The 19,359-nt window shown below is 33.8% G+C and carries 16 protein-coding genes and 1 rRNA gene (1 of these 17 cut by a window edge); 10 read left to right on the top strand and 7 right to left on the bottom strand.

Annotated elements, in window-relative coordinates:
- Both GMA17_RS01020 and GMA17_RS01015 read right to left on the bottom strand, forming a co-directional pair.
- Nucleotides 1-1,170, bottom strand: a 16S ribosomal RNA gene (locus GMA17_RS01020); it reaches 359 nt to the left of the window's first position.
- A gap of 824 nt (nt 1,171-1,994) precedes the next feature.
- Entirely contained in the window at nt 1,995-3,965 is a 1,971-nt protein-coding gene (locus tag GMA17_RS01015; RefSeq protein ID WP_248398141.1) for a putative porin, read from the bottom strand.
- A 69-nt stretch (nt 3,966-4,034) separates the two neighbouring features.
- Here GMA17_RS01015 and GMA17_RS01010 point away from each other — a divergent pair, with 69 nt between their 5' ends.
- From GMA17_RS01010 to GMA17_RS00995, 4 genes are all read left to right on the top strand, one after another.
- Nucleotides 4,035-4,634, top strand: coding sequence for a ribonuclease HII (locus tag GMA17_RS01010; protein WP_248398139.1), 600 nt, complete (start codon nt 4,035-4,037; stop codon nt 4,632-4,634).
- Between the two features lie 65 nt (nt 4,635-4,699).
- Nucleotides 4,700-7,135 carry a ribonuclease HII gene (locus GMA17_RS01005; RefSeq protein WP_248398137.1) on the top strand — a complete coding sequence of 812 codons (2,436 nt, stop codon included), beginning with the start codon at nt 4,700-4,702 and terminating at the stop codon, nt 7,133-7,135.
- A 117-nt stretch (nt 7,136-7,252) separates the two neighbouring features.
- A complete protein-coding gene (locus GMA17_RS01000; RefSeq protein WP_248398135.1) occupies nt 7,253-7,909 on the top strand; it encodes a hypothetical protein in 657 nt (218 codons plus the stop codon).
- Between the two features lie 57 nt (nt 7,910-7,966).
- Nucleotides 7,967-10,720: a CHAT domain-containing protein gene (locus tag GMA17_RS00995; protein ID WP_248398133.1), complete on the top strand. Its 2,754-nt coding sequence runs from the start codon at nt 7,967-7,969 to the stop codon at nt 10,718-10,720.
- Here the strand turns inward: GMA17_RS00995 and GMA17_RS00990 are convergent.
- Entirely contained in the window at nt 10,713-11,435 is a 723-nt protein-coding gene (locus GMA17_RS00990; RefSeq protein ID WP_248398131.1) for a hypothetical protein, read from the bottom strand. The genes GMA17_RS00995 and GMA17_RS00990 overlap by 8 nt on opposite strands.
- Nucleotides 11,428-12,003 carry an RNA polymerase sigma factor gene (locus GMA17_RS00985; protein ID WP_248398129.1) on the bottom strand — a complete coding sequence of 192 codons (576 nt, stop codon included), beginning with the start codon at nt 12,001-12,003 and terminating at the stop codon, nt 11,428-11,430. Before GMA17_RS00985 ends, GMA17_RS00990 begins: the two co-directional genes overlap by 8 nt.
- Nucleotides 12,004-12,191: 188 nt before the next feature.
- On the opposite strand from GMA17_RS00985, the gene GMA17_RS00980 reads away from it, so the two are divergent.
- The 5 genes from GMA17_RS00980 (at nt 12,192) to GMA17_RS00960 (ending at nt 16,171) form a co-directional block, all read left to right on the top strand.
- The gene (locus GMA17_RS00980; RefSeq protein ID WP_248398127.1) at nt 12,192-12,713 is read left to right on the top strand and encodes an outer membrane beta-barrel protein; all 522 of its coding nucleotides are present in this window, start codon (nt 12,192-12,194) and stop codon (nt 12,711-12,713) included.
- Between the two features lie 284 nt (nt 12,714-12,997).
- Complete coding sequence (locus tag GMA17_RS00975) at nt 12,998-13,579, top strand: collagen-like protein (protein ID WP_248398125.1); 582 nt, start codon at nt 12,998-13,000, stop codon at nt 13,577-13,579.
- Nucleotides 13,580-13,707: 128 nt separating this feature from the next.
- A complete protein-coding gene (locus GMA17_RS00970; protein ID WP_248398122.1) occupies nt 13,708-14,253 on the top strand; it encodes a collagen-like protein in 546 nt (181 codons plus the stop codon).
- Between the two features lie 126 nt (nt 14,254-14,379).
- The gene (locus tag GMA17_RS00965) at nt 14,380-15,021 is read left to right on the top strand and encodes a hypothetical protein (RefSeq protein ID WP_248398119.1); all 642 of its coding nucleotides are present in this window, start codon (nt 14,380-14,382) and stop codon (nt 15,019-15,021) included.
- 100 nt (nt 15,022-15,121) lie between these two features.
- On the top strand, nt 15,122-16,171 hold the full coding sequence (locus tag GMA17_RS00960; protein ID WP_248398117.1) for a nucleoid-associated protein: 1,050 nt from the start codon (nt 15,122-15,124) through the stop codon (nt 16,169-16,171).
- A gap of 35 nt (nt 16,172-16,206) precedes the next feature.
- Here the strand turns inward: GMA17_RS00960 and GMA17_RS00955 are convergent, their stop codons facing one another.
- Nucleotides 16,207-17,118 carry a lipid A deacylase LpxR family protein gene (locus GMA17_RS00955; protein WP_248398115.1) on the bottom strand — a complete coding sequence of 304 codons (912 nt, stop codon included), beginning with the start codon at nt 17,116-17,118 and terminating at the stop codon, nt 16,207-16,209.
- Nucleotides 17,119-17,321: 203 nt separating this feature from the next.
- Here GMA17_RS00955 and GMA17_RS00950 point away from each other — a divergent pair, with 203 nt between their 5' ends.
- Complete coding sequence (locus GMA17_RS00950) at nt 17,322-18,122, top strand: tryptophan-rich sensory protein (protein ID WP_248398112.1); 801 nt, start codon at nt 17,322-17,324, stop codon at nt 18,120-18,122.
- A 13-nt stretch (nt 18,123-18,135) separates the two neighbouring features.
- Here the strand turns inward: GMA17_RS00950 and lipB are convergent, their stop codons facing one another.
- Nucleotides 18,136-18,855, bottom strand: coding sequence for a lipoyl(octanoyl) transferase LipB (gene lipB / locus GMA17_RS00945; RefSeq protein ID WP_248398109.1), 720 nt, complete (start codon nt 18,853-18,855; stop codon nt 18,136-18,138).
- A 207-nt stretch (nt 18,856-19,062) separates the two neighbouring features.
- Complete coding sequence (locus GMA17_RS00940; protein WP_082986016.1) at nt 19,063-19,221, bottom strand: YqaE/Pmp3 family membrane protein; 159 nt, start codon at nt 19,219-19,221, stop codon at nt 19,063-19,065.
- Between the last annotated feature and the right edge of the window lie 138 nt (nt 19,222-19,359).

The raw sequence follows: 19,359 nt of genomic DNA, 5'->3' as shown, positions 1-19,359 counted from the left end.
ACAGTTTGCACTGGCAGTCTTGTTAGAGTTCCCGACTTGACTCGCTGGCAACTAACAACAGGGGTTGCGCTCGTTATAGGACTTAACCTGACACCTCACGGCACGAGCTGACGACAACCATGCAGCACCTTGTAAATTGTCCGAAGAAAAGTCTATCTCTAAACCTGTCAATCTACATTTAAGCCCTGGTAAGGTTCCTCGCGTATCATCGAATTAAACCACATGCTCCACCGCTTGTGCGGGCCCCCGTCAATTCCTTTGAGTTTCATTCTTGCGAACGTACTCCCCAGGTGGGTTACTTATCACTTTCGACTTAGCCACTCAAACCGAAGTTCGAACAGCTAGTAACCATCGTTTACGGCGTGGACTACCAGGGTATCTAATCCTGTTCGCTCCCCACGCTTTCGTCCATCAGTGTCAGTATATTATTAGTAATCTGCCTTCGCAATTGGTATTCTATGTGATATCTATGCATTTCACCGCTACACCACATATTCTAACTACTTCATAATAACTCAAGACAACCAGTATCAAAGGCAATTCTACAGTTGAGCTGCAGACTTTCACCCCTGACTTAATTATCCACCTACGGATACTCTTTAAACCCAATGATTCCGGATAACGCTTGGATCCTCCGTATTACCGCGGCTGCTGGCACGGAGTTAGCCGATCCTTATTCTTACAGTACCGTCAAGCCCCGACACGTCGGGGTGTTTCTTCCTGTATAAAAGCAGTTTACAACCCATAGGGCAGTCTTCCTGCACGCGGCATGGCTGGATCAGGCTTGCGCCCATTGTCCAATATTCCTCACTGCTGCCTCCCGTAGGAGTCTGGTCCGTGTCTCAGTACCAGTGTGGGGGATCCCCCTCTCAGGGCCCCTATCTATCGTTGCCATGGTAAGCCGTTACCTTACCATCTAGCTAATAGAACGCATACTCATCTTTTACCGCCGAAACTTTAATTATCAATCGATGCCAATTAATAATACTATGCGGTATTAATCCAAATTTCTCTGGGCTATCCCACTGTAAAAGGTAGATTGTATACGCGTTACTCACCCGTGCGCCACTCGTCAGCAAAAAAGCAAGCTTTTCTCTGTTACCGTTCGACTTGCATGTGTTAGGCCTGCCGCTAGCGTTCATCCTGAGCCAGGATCAAACTCTTCATCGTTAATTCTTAAATATTATTTAACAACTAATCGAAATAGTTTAAAATCTAATTACTCAAAATGGTTTATTCTCTTTTGTTTAACTTAACCGTTTCCAGTTAAATCTTACGCTGTCAATTCAATATGTCTATGAACTTTTTTATCTGTTTCTTAAGGCGTTTATCTCTTAAGCGGGTGCAAATATAATTACTACTTTTTTAACCCGCAAACTTTATTTCAAAAAAAAAATTATTTTTTTTCTACCCCTTAAAGTCTTTCAATAAATACCTGTGAACGTCTCTAAAAACGTTCCCGTTTTTAGCGGCTGCAAACATACAACCTTTTTTATTCTTGCAAAGCTTTTTTTAGTTTATTTTAAAAGTTTATTTCTAATCTCAAAATTACTAAATCTCTTTATGCTTTTCAAGGAACTTGGCTCGCATCAGCATTGCTGTTTTAAGCGGCTGCAAATATACAACCTTTTTTATTCCTACAAAGCTTTTTTTGATTTTATTTGAAATTATTTTCTAACCCCCTTTTTTAAACCTCTATTTTGCCTCTCAATGAACGTCGCTGCCAACTGTGTTACCGTTTTTAGCGGCTGCAAATGTACAACCCATTTCTACCCTTTTACAAACTTTTATTCATGTTTTTTTGAATTAATTTTCTTCTTACACTGTATCAAGTGGTTACACATAACATTTTTACTAGTATAAATAGGTAATATTGCCGTTGGCGCAGGATTTGTTTAAATCAGGTGTTCTTTTTTGTCCAGTTACAAATCCAAATCAACGTATATATCGGGTAATATTATATTGTAATTATTACTATTGTAATTATTACGTATTTATAGGAAGAAGTTCCAGACAACGCCAAAACGAACTGCAAAATCCCGATATGGATAATTTGGTGCCGAATAAAAATCATAACCCGTCCACGCAGAATTAAAGTGTTCTGCTTTTAAATAGATTCGTATTTGACTAATTTTTGCATTCACAAAAAAATCAAATCGTGGAAAACTACCATAGTCTTGATTGTTCTGAACATAAAACTCCGCTAACAATGGATCGTAACCATCCATCTTATAACTGGAGAAGTAACTAAAGGTTATTCCTGTTTGTAGAAACAAGGCGTTCTTAAAAAACCTACTGGAATACATTAAGGTGTTTCGCGTGGTTAGTTCAGGCACATTGAATACCATACCATCATCCTGGACATTCTGATACATGATGGTATTATATAAGGTAAACTTGCGAAAGAAGTTAAATCCTTTTTCCCATTTTACTTTAACGTAACTAATAGATTGATCTGTTTGAAATGGTTTAACCAAATCATCTATACCATCTTTCATAAAATAGGTATAGTCGTTTATGGTATTAAAGTCCGCCGAAATTGTTCCTAACAACTTTGAATTCACATTAAAACCAAGTTGTTGCGTTTCGGTATTATTAAAATTACTTTGCCAATTATAATTTTCGTAAACACTTTGATATAGCTGATAATTATAATTAGGTGCTCGGGAATTGTGATTTACCTGCGCGCCGAATGAAAATTTATCATTTAATTTATAGGAGGCATTGGCTAAAAAATAATTTCCATCAAAATCTCCAACAACATTTAAACCTGCCTCTGCATGAAGTTTAAATCCACTTATAATTTTATCATACTGTCCGCCTACAGAAACAATATCACCTTTTAATCTGTTCGTTATATATTGATTATTAATAAAAGCAACTTTATCATACCCATAATTATAATTGGTATAACCCACACTAAATTTAACATCACCTATTATATTGTTCTTATAATTTACCCCGAACTCTGTATTAAAATTTTCTAAAGTAACCCGGTCTCTTAAGCCACTTGCTTGAAAGGACTCTCCAAAATACGCCGTCTCTCGATCTTGGTTATATTCATAATACTTATCTTCAAAAGAAATAATATTAGTAACACGCAGTTCATTTCTGGAAATTGAGTCTTTGGGTTTAATTAAATAGTAGTTATGGTCTAAGTGAAAGCGCTTGCCTTTTAATATATTTTCAGCATCTTCAAAATTTACGGCCAGAACGCCACGATCTAAAAATTCCGGATTACCGGATTCAAAAAACGGGATATTATCATCGCGTACACCTCCATTTTCCTGATTCATTAAATCTTGCATGACAATGTGCGCGTTTGCAAAATACCGATTGTTTTTAGTTTTATAACTTGTGGTAAATCTAAAGTTCCCCGTACTAGTTAATATATGTTGGTATTTCCCTAAAGACCTCAACCCTTTATAGGCTACGGAAAAATTTAACTGTTTGGATGTATTTACGGTAAAAAACGCATCTAGCTGCTGACCTTGCTTAAAGGCTGTTTTATAATAAAGCTCCGTAAATGGTGTTGGCACCTCATAATAATTAATGTCTTCAATTTCCATATAATTAAAGTGGCGTGCTCTTGCACCAAATAAGGGCATTAAAGCATCCTTTTTATAAACGTAACTTAAAGCATTGTATGTTTGACCAACGTTTGAGAACGGCAGTAATTCAAAATTATCTCTTCTTAAATAATTAAACTTATATTCTTTTTGGATTGTTAATGTGGTATCAACATACGTCGTATCATTACTTTCGGATATAATAAGGTACTGTTCAATTTTAGCTTCAAGATTTTTAATATCTTTAATACTGGTGCTTTTTGTAGACCCCCCGTAAAGTGTATCGTTATATGGTGTGTTTCTCTGAACACTTCCATCTTTATTGATTTGCTCGATTTGACCAACCGCTAAATTCCCACAAAACACTAAAAAAATGACTAAAATTATTTTCCTCATAATTATTTTTTCGACCTTGCAAATGTATATACAATTTATAATAACGTCATTATATTAAGAATTATTTACATGCTAAAATTACAATATTCAAATTTTAAGTACGAATGTGGCACAGACGAAGCTGGAAGAGGCTGTTTAGCCGGTCCTGTTACTGCCGCTGCTGTTATTCTTCCTGAACATTTTGAAAACCTCATTTTAAATGATTCCAAGTTGCTTTCTGAAAAGAAACGAAATATTTTGAAACCTATTATAGAACACGATGCATTAGCTTTTAGTTTTGCACATATTTATCCAACGGAAATTGACAGCATTAATATATTGAATGCATCTATTTTAGCCATGCACCAATCCATTGAAAGTCTTAATATACGTCCGAAGTTTATAATTGTGGATGGTAATAGGTTTAAACCATTTCAAGACATTCCTCACGAAACCATTGTAAAGGGAGACTCAAAATTTTTGAGTATTGCGGCCGCTTCTATTTTAGCTAAAACATATAGAGATGTATATATGGAAAGCATTCACGAAGAATTCCCCATGTATAATTGGAAACAAAACAAAGGCTATCCAACTAAAGAACATCGGGAGGCTATTAAAAAATATGGCCCAAGCAAATACCACCGAAAATCCTTTAGATTGTTACCTGAACAGCTGAAAATGAAATTATAACTTCCCACTATATTCATTTTAAACCTTTAAATTATTTATGTAGGTTTGTATAAATTCCCTCATCAATGAAAAACATTTGGTTTTTATGTACTTTGAGCCTACTTTTTTTAGGATGTAACTCCTCTAAAAAGAAGTCACAATTAATGGATTACCTCAATAATGACGCAGCTGTTATTGTTAAGGTTAAAAATGTAGGAAGTTTAAAAAGCAATATGAGCAACAATGCTTTTTTGCAAACTTTAGAAACCACGAAAAACTACAAAAACCTTTCAGAAAAATTATCGCTTCTACACTATTTAAAAACAGAAGACGATTTATACGTCTCATTATTTAATACGAATGATAGTTTAGATTTTTCCATCATCACGAAAATAAAACCGGATCTTTTCTTGATAGACTCTTTACCAAACCATAGCATTGAAACTTTAAAGTATGCTAAACATACCATCACCAAAAGTCAAGTAGGTAATCAAGCGCTATTCAGCATCACAAAAGATAGTGTTTTTATAGGAGCTTCAACTAAAGCGTTATTGATAGCATCCTTGGAAGATGATAAAATTCATCCAACTATAAAAGCGCTTATCAATTCATCTCACAGCGAAAATCAACTTTCCGTTTTTGTTAATAAGAAGAAAGACCGCCATATTAATAGTTTTTTTATAAGTGAAAATATGAGCACGTTAACTTTAACGGATTATTTGTTTATAGATGTGGATATAGATCAGAATGCCATGAAATTAAATGGTGTTGTAAAATCTGCCGATTCTTCTAAAAAACTCATTGATGTTTTCAAAAATACCAAAGCTCAAGAAAACAAATTAGCAACTATTACGCCTTCCAGTAGTGATGGCTTTTTGAGTATGACATTTAATGATTATACCATTTTTAATACAAACCTAAACGCGTATAGAACGGCAGACTCTACCGCTAGCCACACCTCTACGCTACTGGATAATGTAATTGAAACCGGTGTAATTTATGAAGGTAACAATCGCGCCATTGTATTAAACTCTTTAGATGTTTATATTACTAAAGATGCCCTGTTGAACGATCAAGATATGATTGAAACCTATCGTGATATTGAAATTTTCAATTTTAGTGAGCCTGAATTTTTCTTTAAAACATTTTCGCCTTTCATCAATTTTAAGGATGCCAACAAATACTGTATCGTAGATAATTTTATTGTGTTTTCTAACGATATTGAGTTTCTTCATACCATTATAGCGAGTTATAAAAATCAAACGACCTATAGTTCTCAAAGTGCGTATAAAAGTCTTAAGGACCAGTTTAGCGATGAAGCTTCTATATTAAGCGTCGTAAATCCTGATAAACTAGAAACTATTATTAACAGAAACCTTAACGATAGTTTAAATTTAAAGTTAAACGCATTTAATGCAACAGGTTTACAATTTATATATGATACTAATTTTGCCCATGTAAATGCTGTTATTCAAAAAGGAAAAACGCGGGCAGTAGAAAATGCCGTTACGGAAATGGCAGCTGTAAAAATTGATGCTGATATATTAAATAGTCCGCAATTGGTTACCAACCATGTTACTAATGAAAAGGAAATTGCCGTCCAGGATAATAAAAACAACTTGTATCTGATTTCCAGTAGTGGAAAAATTCTTTGGAAAAAACAGCTTCAAGGCGCCATTTTAGGCAAAATTGAACAAATAGACATGTATAAAAACGGCCGATTGCAATTAGCTTTTGCCACTGCAAATCGGGTTTATGTTTTAGATAGAAATGGAAAGGATGTAAAACCATTTCCTTTAAAATTCAACGATGCTATTACACAACCGCTGTCTGTGTTTGATTATGATGGCAATAGAAAATACCGCCTCATGGTTACACAAGGCAAAAACGTTTTAATGTTGGATGACAAAGGCAAAACAGTTAAAGGTTTCAATTTTGAAAAAGCCGCAGACAATCTTATCCACCAACCACAGCATATTAGAATTGGTAGAAAAGACTATTTATTGTTTAAAACAGCAAACAAGCTATACATTTTGGATCGTGTTGGAAAAACACGCGTTACACCAAAAGCGACTTATACATTTTCTGATGAGGCCGTATATTTATATAAAGGTAATTTTGCAACTACTACAACAAATGGTAAGTTGGTTACTATTGATACCAAAGGAAATACGGCAGCTCAAGATTTAGGCTTAACCGATCAGCACTATTTAGAAACCACCAGTAAAACACTTGTCGCCTTATCAGAAAACCGACTGACTATAAAAAGCAATACTTACGAATTGGATTACGGCAATTATAGCAAACCAAACATTTTTTACCTCCACGATAAAATTTACGTGTCGGTAACCGATAAGCAAACGCAAAAAGTATTTCTATTTGATAGTAATGCTAAATTGCTTTCTAACTTTCCTGTTTATGGTACATCCCAAATAGATATGGCAAATATGGATAAAGGTAGAAACCTAGAGTTTGTAACTAAAGGCGACAGTAACACCATTTTAATTTATCAGATAAACTAATTATAATCAGCTATTTGAAACAAAAAAAATTGATTTCCACAATATTATATCATTAAATATGTTAACTTTATAACATGGGCTTTATTAATAAAGCTAAATGACTACAATTTTTAAATTATGAGAAAAAAATTTTTTGTGTTAGCATCCTTCATACTCGTATTGGTTACGGTATTTAGTTGTGATGATGATGATAACCTAAATAACGGTAACGACAATCAGATTGTTCTGACTAACGAAAACAATTTATACGAAGGCGATTTGTACATTTTGTACCTAGAAGAAGAAATAATAAGCACTGAAAACACCATTTTCATGCTTCAAGATTTAATAGATAATAATCAAGGTACGCCAGAAATTGAACTACAACTGGAAGAAGCGGAACAACAGTTAGGCACATTAAACACTAATTTGGCTATCCAAATGGGAATAGAAGCCGAATATGTTTTACCACCTCGCGTTCCAAGAAGACCACCAAACCCTCCAAACCCACCGTCACCCTGTATTGGCTGTGTTCCTTTAGCTGGGAGTTTCAGCTTCATCACCATAACGCCGGACATAGTAAACTTAAATATCAGAATATTAGATTTTAATACGGAAGAGGAAGTTGAAACCGTTGTGTTTAACAGTTTTAATCCGGCTGAAAACTATAATGGTGTGGTATCTATTCAACCTGCGTCATTGAACAATTTTACAGGTCAAGTAATTCTTATTATAGAAAGAGAGGATATTAACGGTGCTACTACATCCTATAGCTTAAATGCTAACTTCTATTAACGTCAATTACATAACATTATAAAAAAGCTTTTTGTAACTTTACTTAAAGCTTTTTTTATGCGATATTATTACCCCCTTATTTTTTTAGTTTTAACCACCTTTTATGGTAATGCTCAAGAAGACTTTTTGATTGATGAGATAGGCAACAGTTTAAATGAAGATTTTGGTAAAGCATATCAATACTATTACAGCCATAAAGATTCCGCATACTTTTATTTCAATCGTGTAAAGCAAACCGCAAATGATTATCATATTATCGAGTATCAATTAGAAGCTTTGATACGAGAATCATGGGCCGCCAATTTCCATAATGATTTATACATCATCAAAAAAAACATCCAACAACTAGATTCAATTCAATTCAATAACAAAAAAGAATTGGATACCATCTATTTAAAAAACTATTACAGCTCTTCTATAACATATACTAAAGGACTATATGAATATGATTTGAATAACTATAAGTCTGCTTTAAATTATTTTAATGAGGTTATAAGGACTTGTGAAGAAAATCAAAATTACTTCCAAGACCCTGAAATTTTAAAGATTTATTTGTCTGCTACCACTTTTGTTGGCAAACTGTATGTCAATGAAGGCAAATATCAATTAGCCAAGGATTTTTATGAAAAAACCTTACGGACTATAAATCAAAAATCGGGATTTGACATGAGCTTTTCCAACAACATTCAAATACTGTTGGCTGATATTTATCAGAAAGAAGGGCTATTTGAAAAAGCCAATGCAAGTATTTTAAAGGTTTTGCATTATTATATTGACGTAACAAAAAACAGCAATCGGATTATTACATCTTATCAACGCATTATTGATAACCATTTAAAACTTAAACAAACGGATAGTGCTGCGTTTTATTTAGAAAAAATGAAGCCTTATATATCCGAAGACCATCCGCTTTTGGATCGGTATTATACTTCTAGTGCCCATATTAGTGAAGCAGAAGGCAATTATGCAGAAGCCGAAGTGGCTTTGCAAACCGTAATAGATATTTTAAAAGCAAACCCACAATCCATTGAAAATAACAAATTAGCACAAGCCTACCAAGAAATGGGCTTGATGCACATGCAGTTTGATCAGCCTAAAAAAGCTTTGACTCACTATCAATTAGCAGACCAAAACTTAAAAAAAAATAAGGCAACCATAAATCAGACCAAGTATCTTCAACTTTTAAAACACAAAACGCAAGCTTTAAATAGTCTGGAATTGTATAATTTAAGTTTAGAGTCTTCACAACAAGCCATAACCATTCTTAACGCTTTAAAACCAACCTTCAAAAACAATTCAGATAAACTCTTTTTAATAGAAGATGCCTTTCCTGTTTTTGAATCCGCTTTGGAAGCCAACTTCAAGCTATACCAAGCCACCCAGCAAGACCATTTAATTGATACCGCATTTTATTATTCGGAAAAAAGCAAATCCGTGCTTTTAATGGAAGCCCTTTTAAGCACCAAAGCCACGAAATTTGCTAACATTCCCGAAAGGATTATTGAAGAAGAACAGATTTTAAAATCGCGAATCACTTATTTGGAAAAGCAATTGAATACGTCCACAAACACCGATTTGGAAGCTGAATTATTTGATACACAAAACACCTATCATGAACTGATAACCAAAATTGAAACCAATTATAAAACCTATTACGATTTAAAGTACAATTCTGAAGTTATCAGCTTACCAGCATTACAGAAATTCTTGAAACCTAACACGGCGTTAATTTCCTATTTCTACGGAAACGAGGCTATTTATAGTATTACCATAACTAAAAACAGCAAAGCTATACAGCAACTAAAACGAGATGCGGTATTAGATGATGCTATTATTTCGGTTTATAATATGTTAAATAACCCGAAATCAGATTTGGAAGCACTTAATAAAAAATCATTTCAATTGTATTCCCAATTTCTGGCACCAAATATTGAGAACGTTTCAGAAAAAAATATCATTATAATTGCCGATGGCTTATTAAATTACTTACCATTTTCTAGTTTATCTGTAACGGGTTCAACAGAATATCTGGTTGAAAACCGTGTAATTAGTTATGTAAATTCAGCAACCTTGTTAAAACAGCTTTCCGAAAATACATCTATAAACAATAAGGTCTTAGCCTTTGCTCCTAGTTTTAATGGTCAAGATGCTAATAACCTATTAGCCCTACCCAATAATAAAAATGAAGCTGCAGATATTTTAAACTATTTCAACGGAAAAACACTTACAGACAGTCATGCTACCTTGCAAAATTTCAATACCGAAAGTGCTGATTTTGGCTTATTACATTTTGCAACCCATGCCATTTTAGATGATGAAAATCCCGAGTATTCCTATTTGGCATTTCAACCAGATGGCAAGAGCAATTTATTATATGTAAGTGATTTATATAATTTAAATAGCAATACCAGTTTAGTAACCTTAAGCGCCTGCGAAAGTGGTATTGGCGATTTAAAACGCGGAGAAGGTTTTATCAGTTTAGCTCGTGGTTTTTATTTTAGTGGAGCAAAAAGTATTGCCAGTACCTTATGGAAAATTAATGATGGATCGTCCTCAAAAATCATGGGTGCTTTCTATAAAAATCTATCAAAAGGCCATGAAAAAAATGTGGCCTTACAAAAAGCACAATCGGCATTTATACATGAGAATAGCCAAAATGCATTGGCGCATCCTTACTATTGGTCAGGTTTTTTAATTTCTGGAAATATGCAAGCTATTGCAACCGCCAACAATTGGTTGTGGTATGCGCTTGGAACTTTAAGCTTCTTAATACTGCTCTTTTTTATTATGAATCGCCGGAAATCTAGTTGAGTTCTTCTAACAAAGCCTTTGCTTTAGCTTGATTATAATTGTAATTTGCAATCAGGTTTTCTAGGTGAATTTTAGCTTCTGCTTTGTTTTTATTCTTTATGGCTATAAGTGCCAAATACCAAGTAGATTCGGCTACAAAACCCGAGTTATCAGCTTCCACAATTTCCGTGAATAGTGTTTTGGCATCGTCTATATTTTCCAATCCTAAATGGGCTTGTGCCTTATAAAATGGAATATAGTTATGTGCTGTTGTTTCGGAAAGCGCATTAAATTTCTCAATAGCCGTTTCATAATTTTTGGTTTCGTAGGCTACAAAAGCTTCACGTTCTAATGTGTTTTCATCATCGCCTCTCGTAATGGTGTAAACGGTATTGGGATATTCACTGAAATTTGTGTTGTATAAATTGGAATAATTTGTTCCAAAAAAGGAGTTGTAGCCAAACCAGCCCACCAATAAAACAAGGGAAGCAGCCACAGCTAAATACTTGTAATTAAATGGCGCCGTTTTTTTAGCTTTAATATCGCGTTCAAAACCTTGTAATTTTGTTTTTAATAGGTCCGACTTATGACTTTTAATGGCTTTTTTTAAGTTTTTTTCATATTCAAATTCTGCCCTAAATTCAGGGTCTGTTTCTAGGAGTTTCTGAAAAACCACCTCCTGTTCAGCCGTTAAGCTGTTAGAAAAGTAGTGATATAGTAAATCTTGATTAGTCATTGTTATTGCTATTAATACGTTCTTTAAGGGTTTTCATACAGCGAGATTTGGCGCTCTTCACAACATTCTCACTGGTGTATTCGCTGGTTGCTATAATATCTTTAATGGAATAACCTCTGTAATAAAATAAGGTTAATAATTCTTGACATTTTTTTCCAAGTGTTCCAAAATATTTCTTCAATAATATTTGTTCCGCGGTCAAATCGTCTGGATCCACATCAAACGAAGCATCAACGAGTGCATCGCGTTCTCTAATAAGCGACAAATCGAAATCTGGATTTATAGTCTTATTATTTTTCTTCATTTTATCAAAAATTAAATACTTCCCTATGCTAAATAAATAGGTTGATATGGAACTTGTAAATTTTTCAACCTTACCTTCCATTACATTATTATAGAAAATAATATATGCATCTTGATAGACATCAATTGTATCGTCTTGCGGCAAATTATACTTTCTAGCAAAATTCAGAAACTTATCCCTGTTGTCTTCATAAATCTGTTTGAACAACAAATCCGAGCCTTGTTTTAAATCTTCAATCGTTATGTTCTCTTGAACGCTTTCCATTTAATATCCTAGAATTAAAAAGGTTAACACACTTCTGCTAATTTAACTTATTTTAAGAAAAGTCTCTTACAATTCTTACAAATCTGAATTATTTTTCAAACTGAAAGCATTTTCATGTTAACCTTCCAGTTTAAAAGACATTAATAAGCAAACAATATTAAAATCTAACAATTTAAAACATGAAACACATGAACCAAAAATCATTTAGAAATTACACGTTTATTTTAGCCGGAATGATGCTACTATTTACAACTGCAAAAATACAAGCACAAATTGCCATTGGTGGTGGTTTGGGCTATAATGAAAAAATTTCAGGCCCAGGTATTACGGTAAAAGCTGAATTTAATATTACAGACGACATTGCAGTTTCGCCAGGTGCGACTTATTTCTTTGGGAATAGCTTATATGGTTTTAATCAAAACACATTAGCCGTGGACTTAAATGCCCATTACTTTTTTCACCTGATTGAAAACAAACTTAAAATTTATCCACTTCTTGGTGCCAACTACTCCAATTATAAAACTGGCGCTTCTTATTACAGTTATTATTATAACACGTATGAAGTTAGCGATAGTGCTTTTGGTGTAAATATTGGCGCTGGAGGAAGGTGGCAATTTTCAGAAAAATTAAGTGTGTATTTAGAACCTAAATATGTGGTAAGCGATTATGAACAGATTATAATAAATGCTGGAATCCTCTTTCAACTCTAAAAACAGAACATTTTATTTTATTTGAATTAGTCTTCAAGTAAAAAAGCCAAAAGTTTATGACTAACCTCGTTTAAACTTTTGGCTTTTTTACATTTTTAATCCCAAACAAAAATAGCTTTGGAACATTTGTTATATACTTTGAAACATCTGTGTTATCCTTTATGGGAATCTCAAACTAGATTTGTTCCTGTAAAAGATTTCGGTTTTTTCATACGGTATGTTAACCTTTCAAAAGGGTAACCATTAAATAGAAAACAATATAACAATCAATAAACTTTAAAATTATGAAAACACAAACAATTCAAACAATGATGTCAAAAACAAAATTTGTACTACTGGCTTTTTTAGTCGCCTTTAGTTTCTCGTGTTCAACCGAAGATGGTAACGATGGTGCGGCTGGTCCAATTGGTCCTGCGGGATCCAATGGAGCAGATGGAACAGATGGCAATGCTAATGTGCAAACCTTTGTGTTTGACACATCAGCAATGTCTGGGAGTGCTTTTACATTAAATATTCCTGAAATCACACAAGACGTTATTAATAATGATGTAGTATTAGGTTATATAACAACTTTTGATGCCTACACGCATTCAATACCAGGAGCTGTATATGGAGGAAGCTATCTTGCAAGAGCGTATTGCATCCCGAGTACATATAAAATTACATACAACAATTGGGATGGTTCTTCACATTCAGTTACTGCAGGAGATTATAATACTGCAAAAATTATTATCATAGAATCTTCAAGTACAACAACTGGAAGAACCATTAGTGGAAAACAACAAATCTATAACGAGCTTAACCAAGCTGGTATAGACATAAAAGATTACTACGCCGTTTGTGATTATTACGGAATAGCATACTAATCATACCCTTTAGTTACTTAATTAAAACCGAAGTCGAAAAGCTTCGGTTTTTTTTATGAGTTATGTTAACCTTTTAAAACTCCAATCATTAAATAGAAACAAATTGATAATCAATAAACTTTAAAATTATGAAAACACAAACAATTATGTCTAAAACAAAATTTGTACTACTCGCTTTTTTAGTAGCCTTTAGTTTTTCTTGCTCACCAGAAGATGGCAATGATGGTGTTCCAGGACCTGAAGGACCACAAGGACCGGCAGGAACAGATGGCAATGCCAATGTACTAGTAAAAACAGTAATCCCAGATCCAGGAACATTTTTAACTTGGACCGCTGGATCTTATTTTTATTATGCCGCAAATGAACATTCAATAACTGATACTGATATTTCGCAAGATGTATCAGACAATTCAATGATTGCTGTTTATTTTCAACTTTTTGGAGAAGACGTTTGGTATTCCATGCCTCTTTCTCTTAATGATGAACATATTACTTTTACTGCAGGCTTAAACAATTTAACAATTTATGCTTATAGTGAAACTGGAGTATTAGACGCTGCAATAACCAAAGTGAAATATTTTATTATTGATAGTTCCAATAATAAAACCCAACCGATAGATTATACTAAAATGAATTATGAAGAATTTGTAGATCATTTTGGTTTAGAATTATAAACACATAATCAAATTCAGATGTAAACCGAAGCCGAAAAGCTTCGGTTTTTTTTACATGTTATGTTAACCTTTACAAATTAGAGGAACTAATTATTAAAGAACAATCCATAACTAATCTAAAAAATTATGAAAACACATTCAAAAACAATGCTAACCATTAAATCTTACATAAAATTTGTAGTACTCGCACTTATAGTTGCATTTGCATTTTCCTGTTCTCCGGAGGATGGAAATGATGGTGCTCCTGGCCCAACGGGAATTGCTGGAACAAATGGCACAAACGGAACAGATGGACAAGATGGGCAAGATGGGCAAGATGGGCAAGATGGGCAAGATGGGAATGCTAATGTAATTGCATCCGATTGGTTTGGACCAGATGGTCAAACCTTTATTACCAACGGATACACAAAATATGCAGAATTTAATGTTAATGTACCTGAATTAACAAACGACATAATTGATGGCGGTGTTATATTGGTGTATGCCAAATTCACCAACTTTGTTCCTGAAGTTTGGCCAGTTGGAAATACAGCACTTTTACCAATTACTATACGTGGGGGAACCACAGATCATGTGTTTACATTTTATACTGAAACAACTAATATTAACATTCGCTATCGTCGGGAAGGACCAGCTCCTACTTGGGAATTTTCAAATACAGCCCGTTTTAGATATGTTTTAATTCCGAGTACAGATGCCAAAAATAGTTTAGATTACTCAAAAATGACTTACGAAGAAGTCGTGAATCATTTTGATTTAGAACTATAAATTTTTCCTAACATGTATTAAAATCCGAAGTTAAAAGCTTCGGTTTTTTTATGCCTTTTTATTGCAAAATGATTAGTATTGTAATCTGAAATTTTAGATTATGATATCCCGTAAAAACGCTTCCATTTCCAAATGTATTATCCATAAAGTAGGTAACAAACACAACAATACTAAAAATGCTTTTTCTGAAAAAGAAGTCATTTTTGATGAAGCTAGTTATGAATTAATGTTGCCGTTTTTATTACGTCCATTTGCATCAGTGGTACAATCCTACCGTTTTAATCATCATGCCGATATTTCACTTAATGAAATAAACACCTACAGCCATCAGATTTTTACAGAAGACGATAATTTTATTGAAACCTCACAACATATTGTAAAGCATTTATTTGAGCAATCTAACTCTGCACAAATTAAAACTGGCGATGTGCTAGTTGTGCTTTTTGAAGGTATTGAGTTTAACGAAATGACCACCAATGCTATTGGGATTTTTAAAATTGAGAACAAGGTGAATTTCTTTCAAACCTATTTGGAAAACAATAGTTATGACGTTTTAGTACAAAAAGGCATCAGCAGTAAAAAAGTAGATAAAGGTTGTTTAATTTTAAACCAAAGCGATACCGAAGGTCGAATAATTTTTAGTGCCGACAATAATAATTACGACGCACACTATTGGACCAATCACTTTTTAAATATAAAATATGCCGATGATGCCAATAGCCATACCCAACAATATATTGAGTTATGTAAAGATTTTTCTGAAGACATTTTAAAAATATCCTATGGAAACCAAGAGCAAAATACATTTTTGGCGAAGACTATTGATTTCTTTAAAGAGCATGAAATTGTAAATGTAGAAACCTTCAAGGATGAATTATTTGAAGAAGACAAACACAAATCCTTGTTTGACGATTATAAGAAAACTTTTGAAAGCGAAAAAAATCTCGTGATTCGCAATCAGTTTGATGTAGCCGAACTCGTTGTTAACAAGGAAAAGAAAAAGATTAAAACCGAAATTAAGCTAGATACCAACATCCAAATTAAATTAGATATTGATGCTCCTGACGCTTCCAGTGAATATCTGGAACGCGGTTATGATGAGAACAAGAAAATGCATTACTACAAAGTATTCTTTAATGTTGAAGGGTAAAATGATTAGTGATTGGTGATTATAATAAAAGTTGATTAAAACGTAAACCCAACTTTTATTCCACCATATTTTGCTGATGATCCAGATTCAAATTCTCGGGTAATGGCAGATCTAGTATATTCAAAATATAAGGTTTTAGTCTGTACCACAAAACCATAATTAAAGGTTGCCGTAAAACGTTCAATATCATTGGAACTTATGGTATAAACACTTTTTCTATTAAATAAACCACCTTGTAAGGTGGCGTCATAACCTATTACATTTCCAACGGTTTCAGCATAAGCATACACACGAAAACCATTTCTTTTTTCAGAAGTTAAAAATGGGGTGTTAATTATTCCTAAAGTCGCATTAAATCCAAAAGAGGCATTTGTAAATAACGTCCCAATTTCTACTCCTGTTTGCGCTTGTAGCGAAAACATATTTTTAATAATTGCTAATTGCTGCTCATAATCCACACTATAATTTATAACTACATCGTTTTTAATTTGATGTTTCCACCCTTGAGGAATTTTATTTCCTGTGGCTTTATGGATACCTACTTGCATTTCTTTTCCAAACGCACCTGGTCCTATAATACCAAAACTATAAGATTGCGTTAAACGAAATTTTTCTTCCGTATTTGTTGCCATTATAAATGTTTTCAACATAATAGCAGCTGCAAACGGTCTGTCGCCATATTGAATTTCCGGACTGGCATAATCATTAGGTGTAAAACCAATATGCTCAATGGCCAATCCATATTTTAAATTGGATTCCTTTGTTTTAAAAAACAGATTATTTATAGGATTCTTTTTCAAACTTGGCATTACCAACTCCAAATTGTAACCTTGTGTATAGTTTTCATCGGTTGCGGCAAAGTAATCGTTATCATAATTAAAGCGGAAATAGCGCTCGCTGTCTATATCGCGAAACGATTTAAAGTGTTCTATTTTTTGAGAAAACATAGAACCTGTTACCATAAAAAAAACGCCGAACGCCACCAATTTTAACCTCATACCCATACCTACGAGAAATATAACATCATGGTTTTGAATTGTAAACTTAAAAACCGACCTTTCATTAAATGCACGCAAATTTTCAGTAAATGCATTAATATCATTGCTGATTACTGACTAATTTTAGGCATCTTTTAAACCATTAAAAGCTCATGAATAAAACGCTTCAAATTAGTAACGGTATCGCTTTGGTTTCCACCATAATTATTAATTATCTGTCTAATACTGGAAAAATCAATAATACCACCATTGGAGAGGTTTCCAAAGAACTAAACTCGCTATTCACGCCTGCTGGTTATGCATTCTCCATTTGGGGATTTATATACTTACTCCTTATTGGGTTTATTGTTTACCAAGGTAGAAGTTTATTTGTAAAAGTCCGCAATGACGATTTCATTTTAAAAACAGGTTGGTGGTTTGTTATATCGTGTGTAGCTAATAGTGCATGGGTTTTTGCTTGGCTTTATGGTTACACCGGATTATCCTGTGTTTTTATATTCTTATTATTAATAGCGCTTCTTAAAATTGTTATTAATAATAACATGGAATTATGGGATGCGCCCATTTCAATTATCGCATTTGTTTGGTGGCCATTTGTATTTTATAGCGGTTGGGTTACGGTTGCTAGTATTGCAAACGTATCATCCTATTTAGTAAAAACTGAATGGGATGGTTTTGGAGTTGCACCCGTTACCTGGACTTTTAGTATGATTGGTATTGCAACCATTATTAATTTACTGGTCACTTGGCAACGCAATATGCGCGAATTTGCTTTAGTTGGTGCTTGGGCTTTGATTGCCATTGCTGTTGCCAATAAACCGGATCAAGAAACAATTTATATAACGGCTATTATTGCTGCCGGTGTTTTAATTGTCAGTTCGGGAATTCATGGTTTTAAGAATCGCGCAACCAGCCCGTTTATAAAATTAAAGGAATATCGGAATCAGAAGTAATTTCAATTCCAGACTATTTAACTGAAACGGATTCTGCAATAAATGACGATTCAAAAAGTGCTGAAAAATGCGTTAATAATTTCGCTTTTACTTCGGTTTCATCTATGGCTTGTTTTCCTAATTCAACGTTTAATGAGGTAACCGCTTTGCCTTTAATACCACACGGAATCATATGATCAAAATATCCCAAATCGGCATTGACATTCAAGGCAAATCCATGCATGGTAACCCAACGACTCGCGCGAACGCCCATAGCACATATTTTTCTAGCAAATGGTGTCCCAACATCTAGCCAAACCCCTGTTTCACCAGGACTACGTTCCGCTTTCAAGCCGTATTCCTCTAAAGTTAGAATAATCATTTCCTCTAAAAGGCGTAAGTATTTATGAATATCGGTAAAGAAATTTTCTAAATCTAAAATCGGATAACCCACTATTTGTCCTGGTCCATGATAGGTAATATCGCCACCACGATTCACTTTATAGAATTTAGCGCCTTTTTCTACTAATTGTTTTTCAGAAATTAATAGGTTGGACACATCGCCACTTTTCCCAAGCGTATACACATGCGGATGTTCTACAAGTAAGAAATAATTAGGCGTTTCTAGATTCGCATCCTCGCGCCTATTCTTAATTTTAGTATCAACCACATTCTTAAAAAGAGCCTCTTGATATTCCCAAATGTCTTTGTAATCGCGTCGTCCTAATTCTTGAAGATTAATAGTCTTATTCATAGATGGCAAAATTACGATAAAGTTTTAAATACAAAAAGGGATTAGTGATTAGTGATTAGTGATTAGTGATTAGTGATTAGTGAAAAATTACAAAAACACAATATCCTATTGGTTTGAAGCTGTCAATTTTACATCTGTGAAACGTCGCGTCTCTGCCAGAACAAACAACTTAACAGCAAACAACGCTAATACTCACAACACTGAACACTAATTCTTCGGGTTGTTCAAAATTACCAAAGCAGCAATTACGCCTGGAACCCAACCGCAAATCCAAAGGATAAAAACAATTAAAATAGACCCGCAACCTTTATCTAAAACCGCTAAAGGAGGACATAAAATAGAAAGTAGCACGCGCCAAAAACTCATAACAAATGTAATTTAATAATGGATATATCTATAGGACTCAAAAAGTGCCAAAACGTTACAGGCGATTTTCAGAACAATATATTGAAATCCTAATGAATAGTAATTATCTTTGTGGCTTCATAAAAAATAATCATTTTA

The sequence above is a fragment of the Bizionia sp. M204 genome, assembly GCF_023205095.1.
GTDB lineage: Bacteria > Bacteroidota > Bacteroidia > Flavobacteriales > Flavobacteriaceae > Algorimicrobium > Algorimicrobium hallyeonense.
The sequence above is the reverse complement of the archived record's forward strand: the minus strand, read 5'-3'. Positions and strand labels throughout refer to the sequence as shown.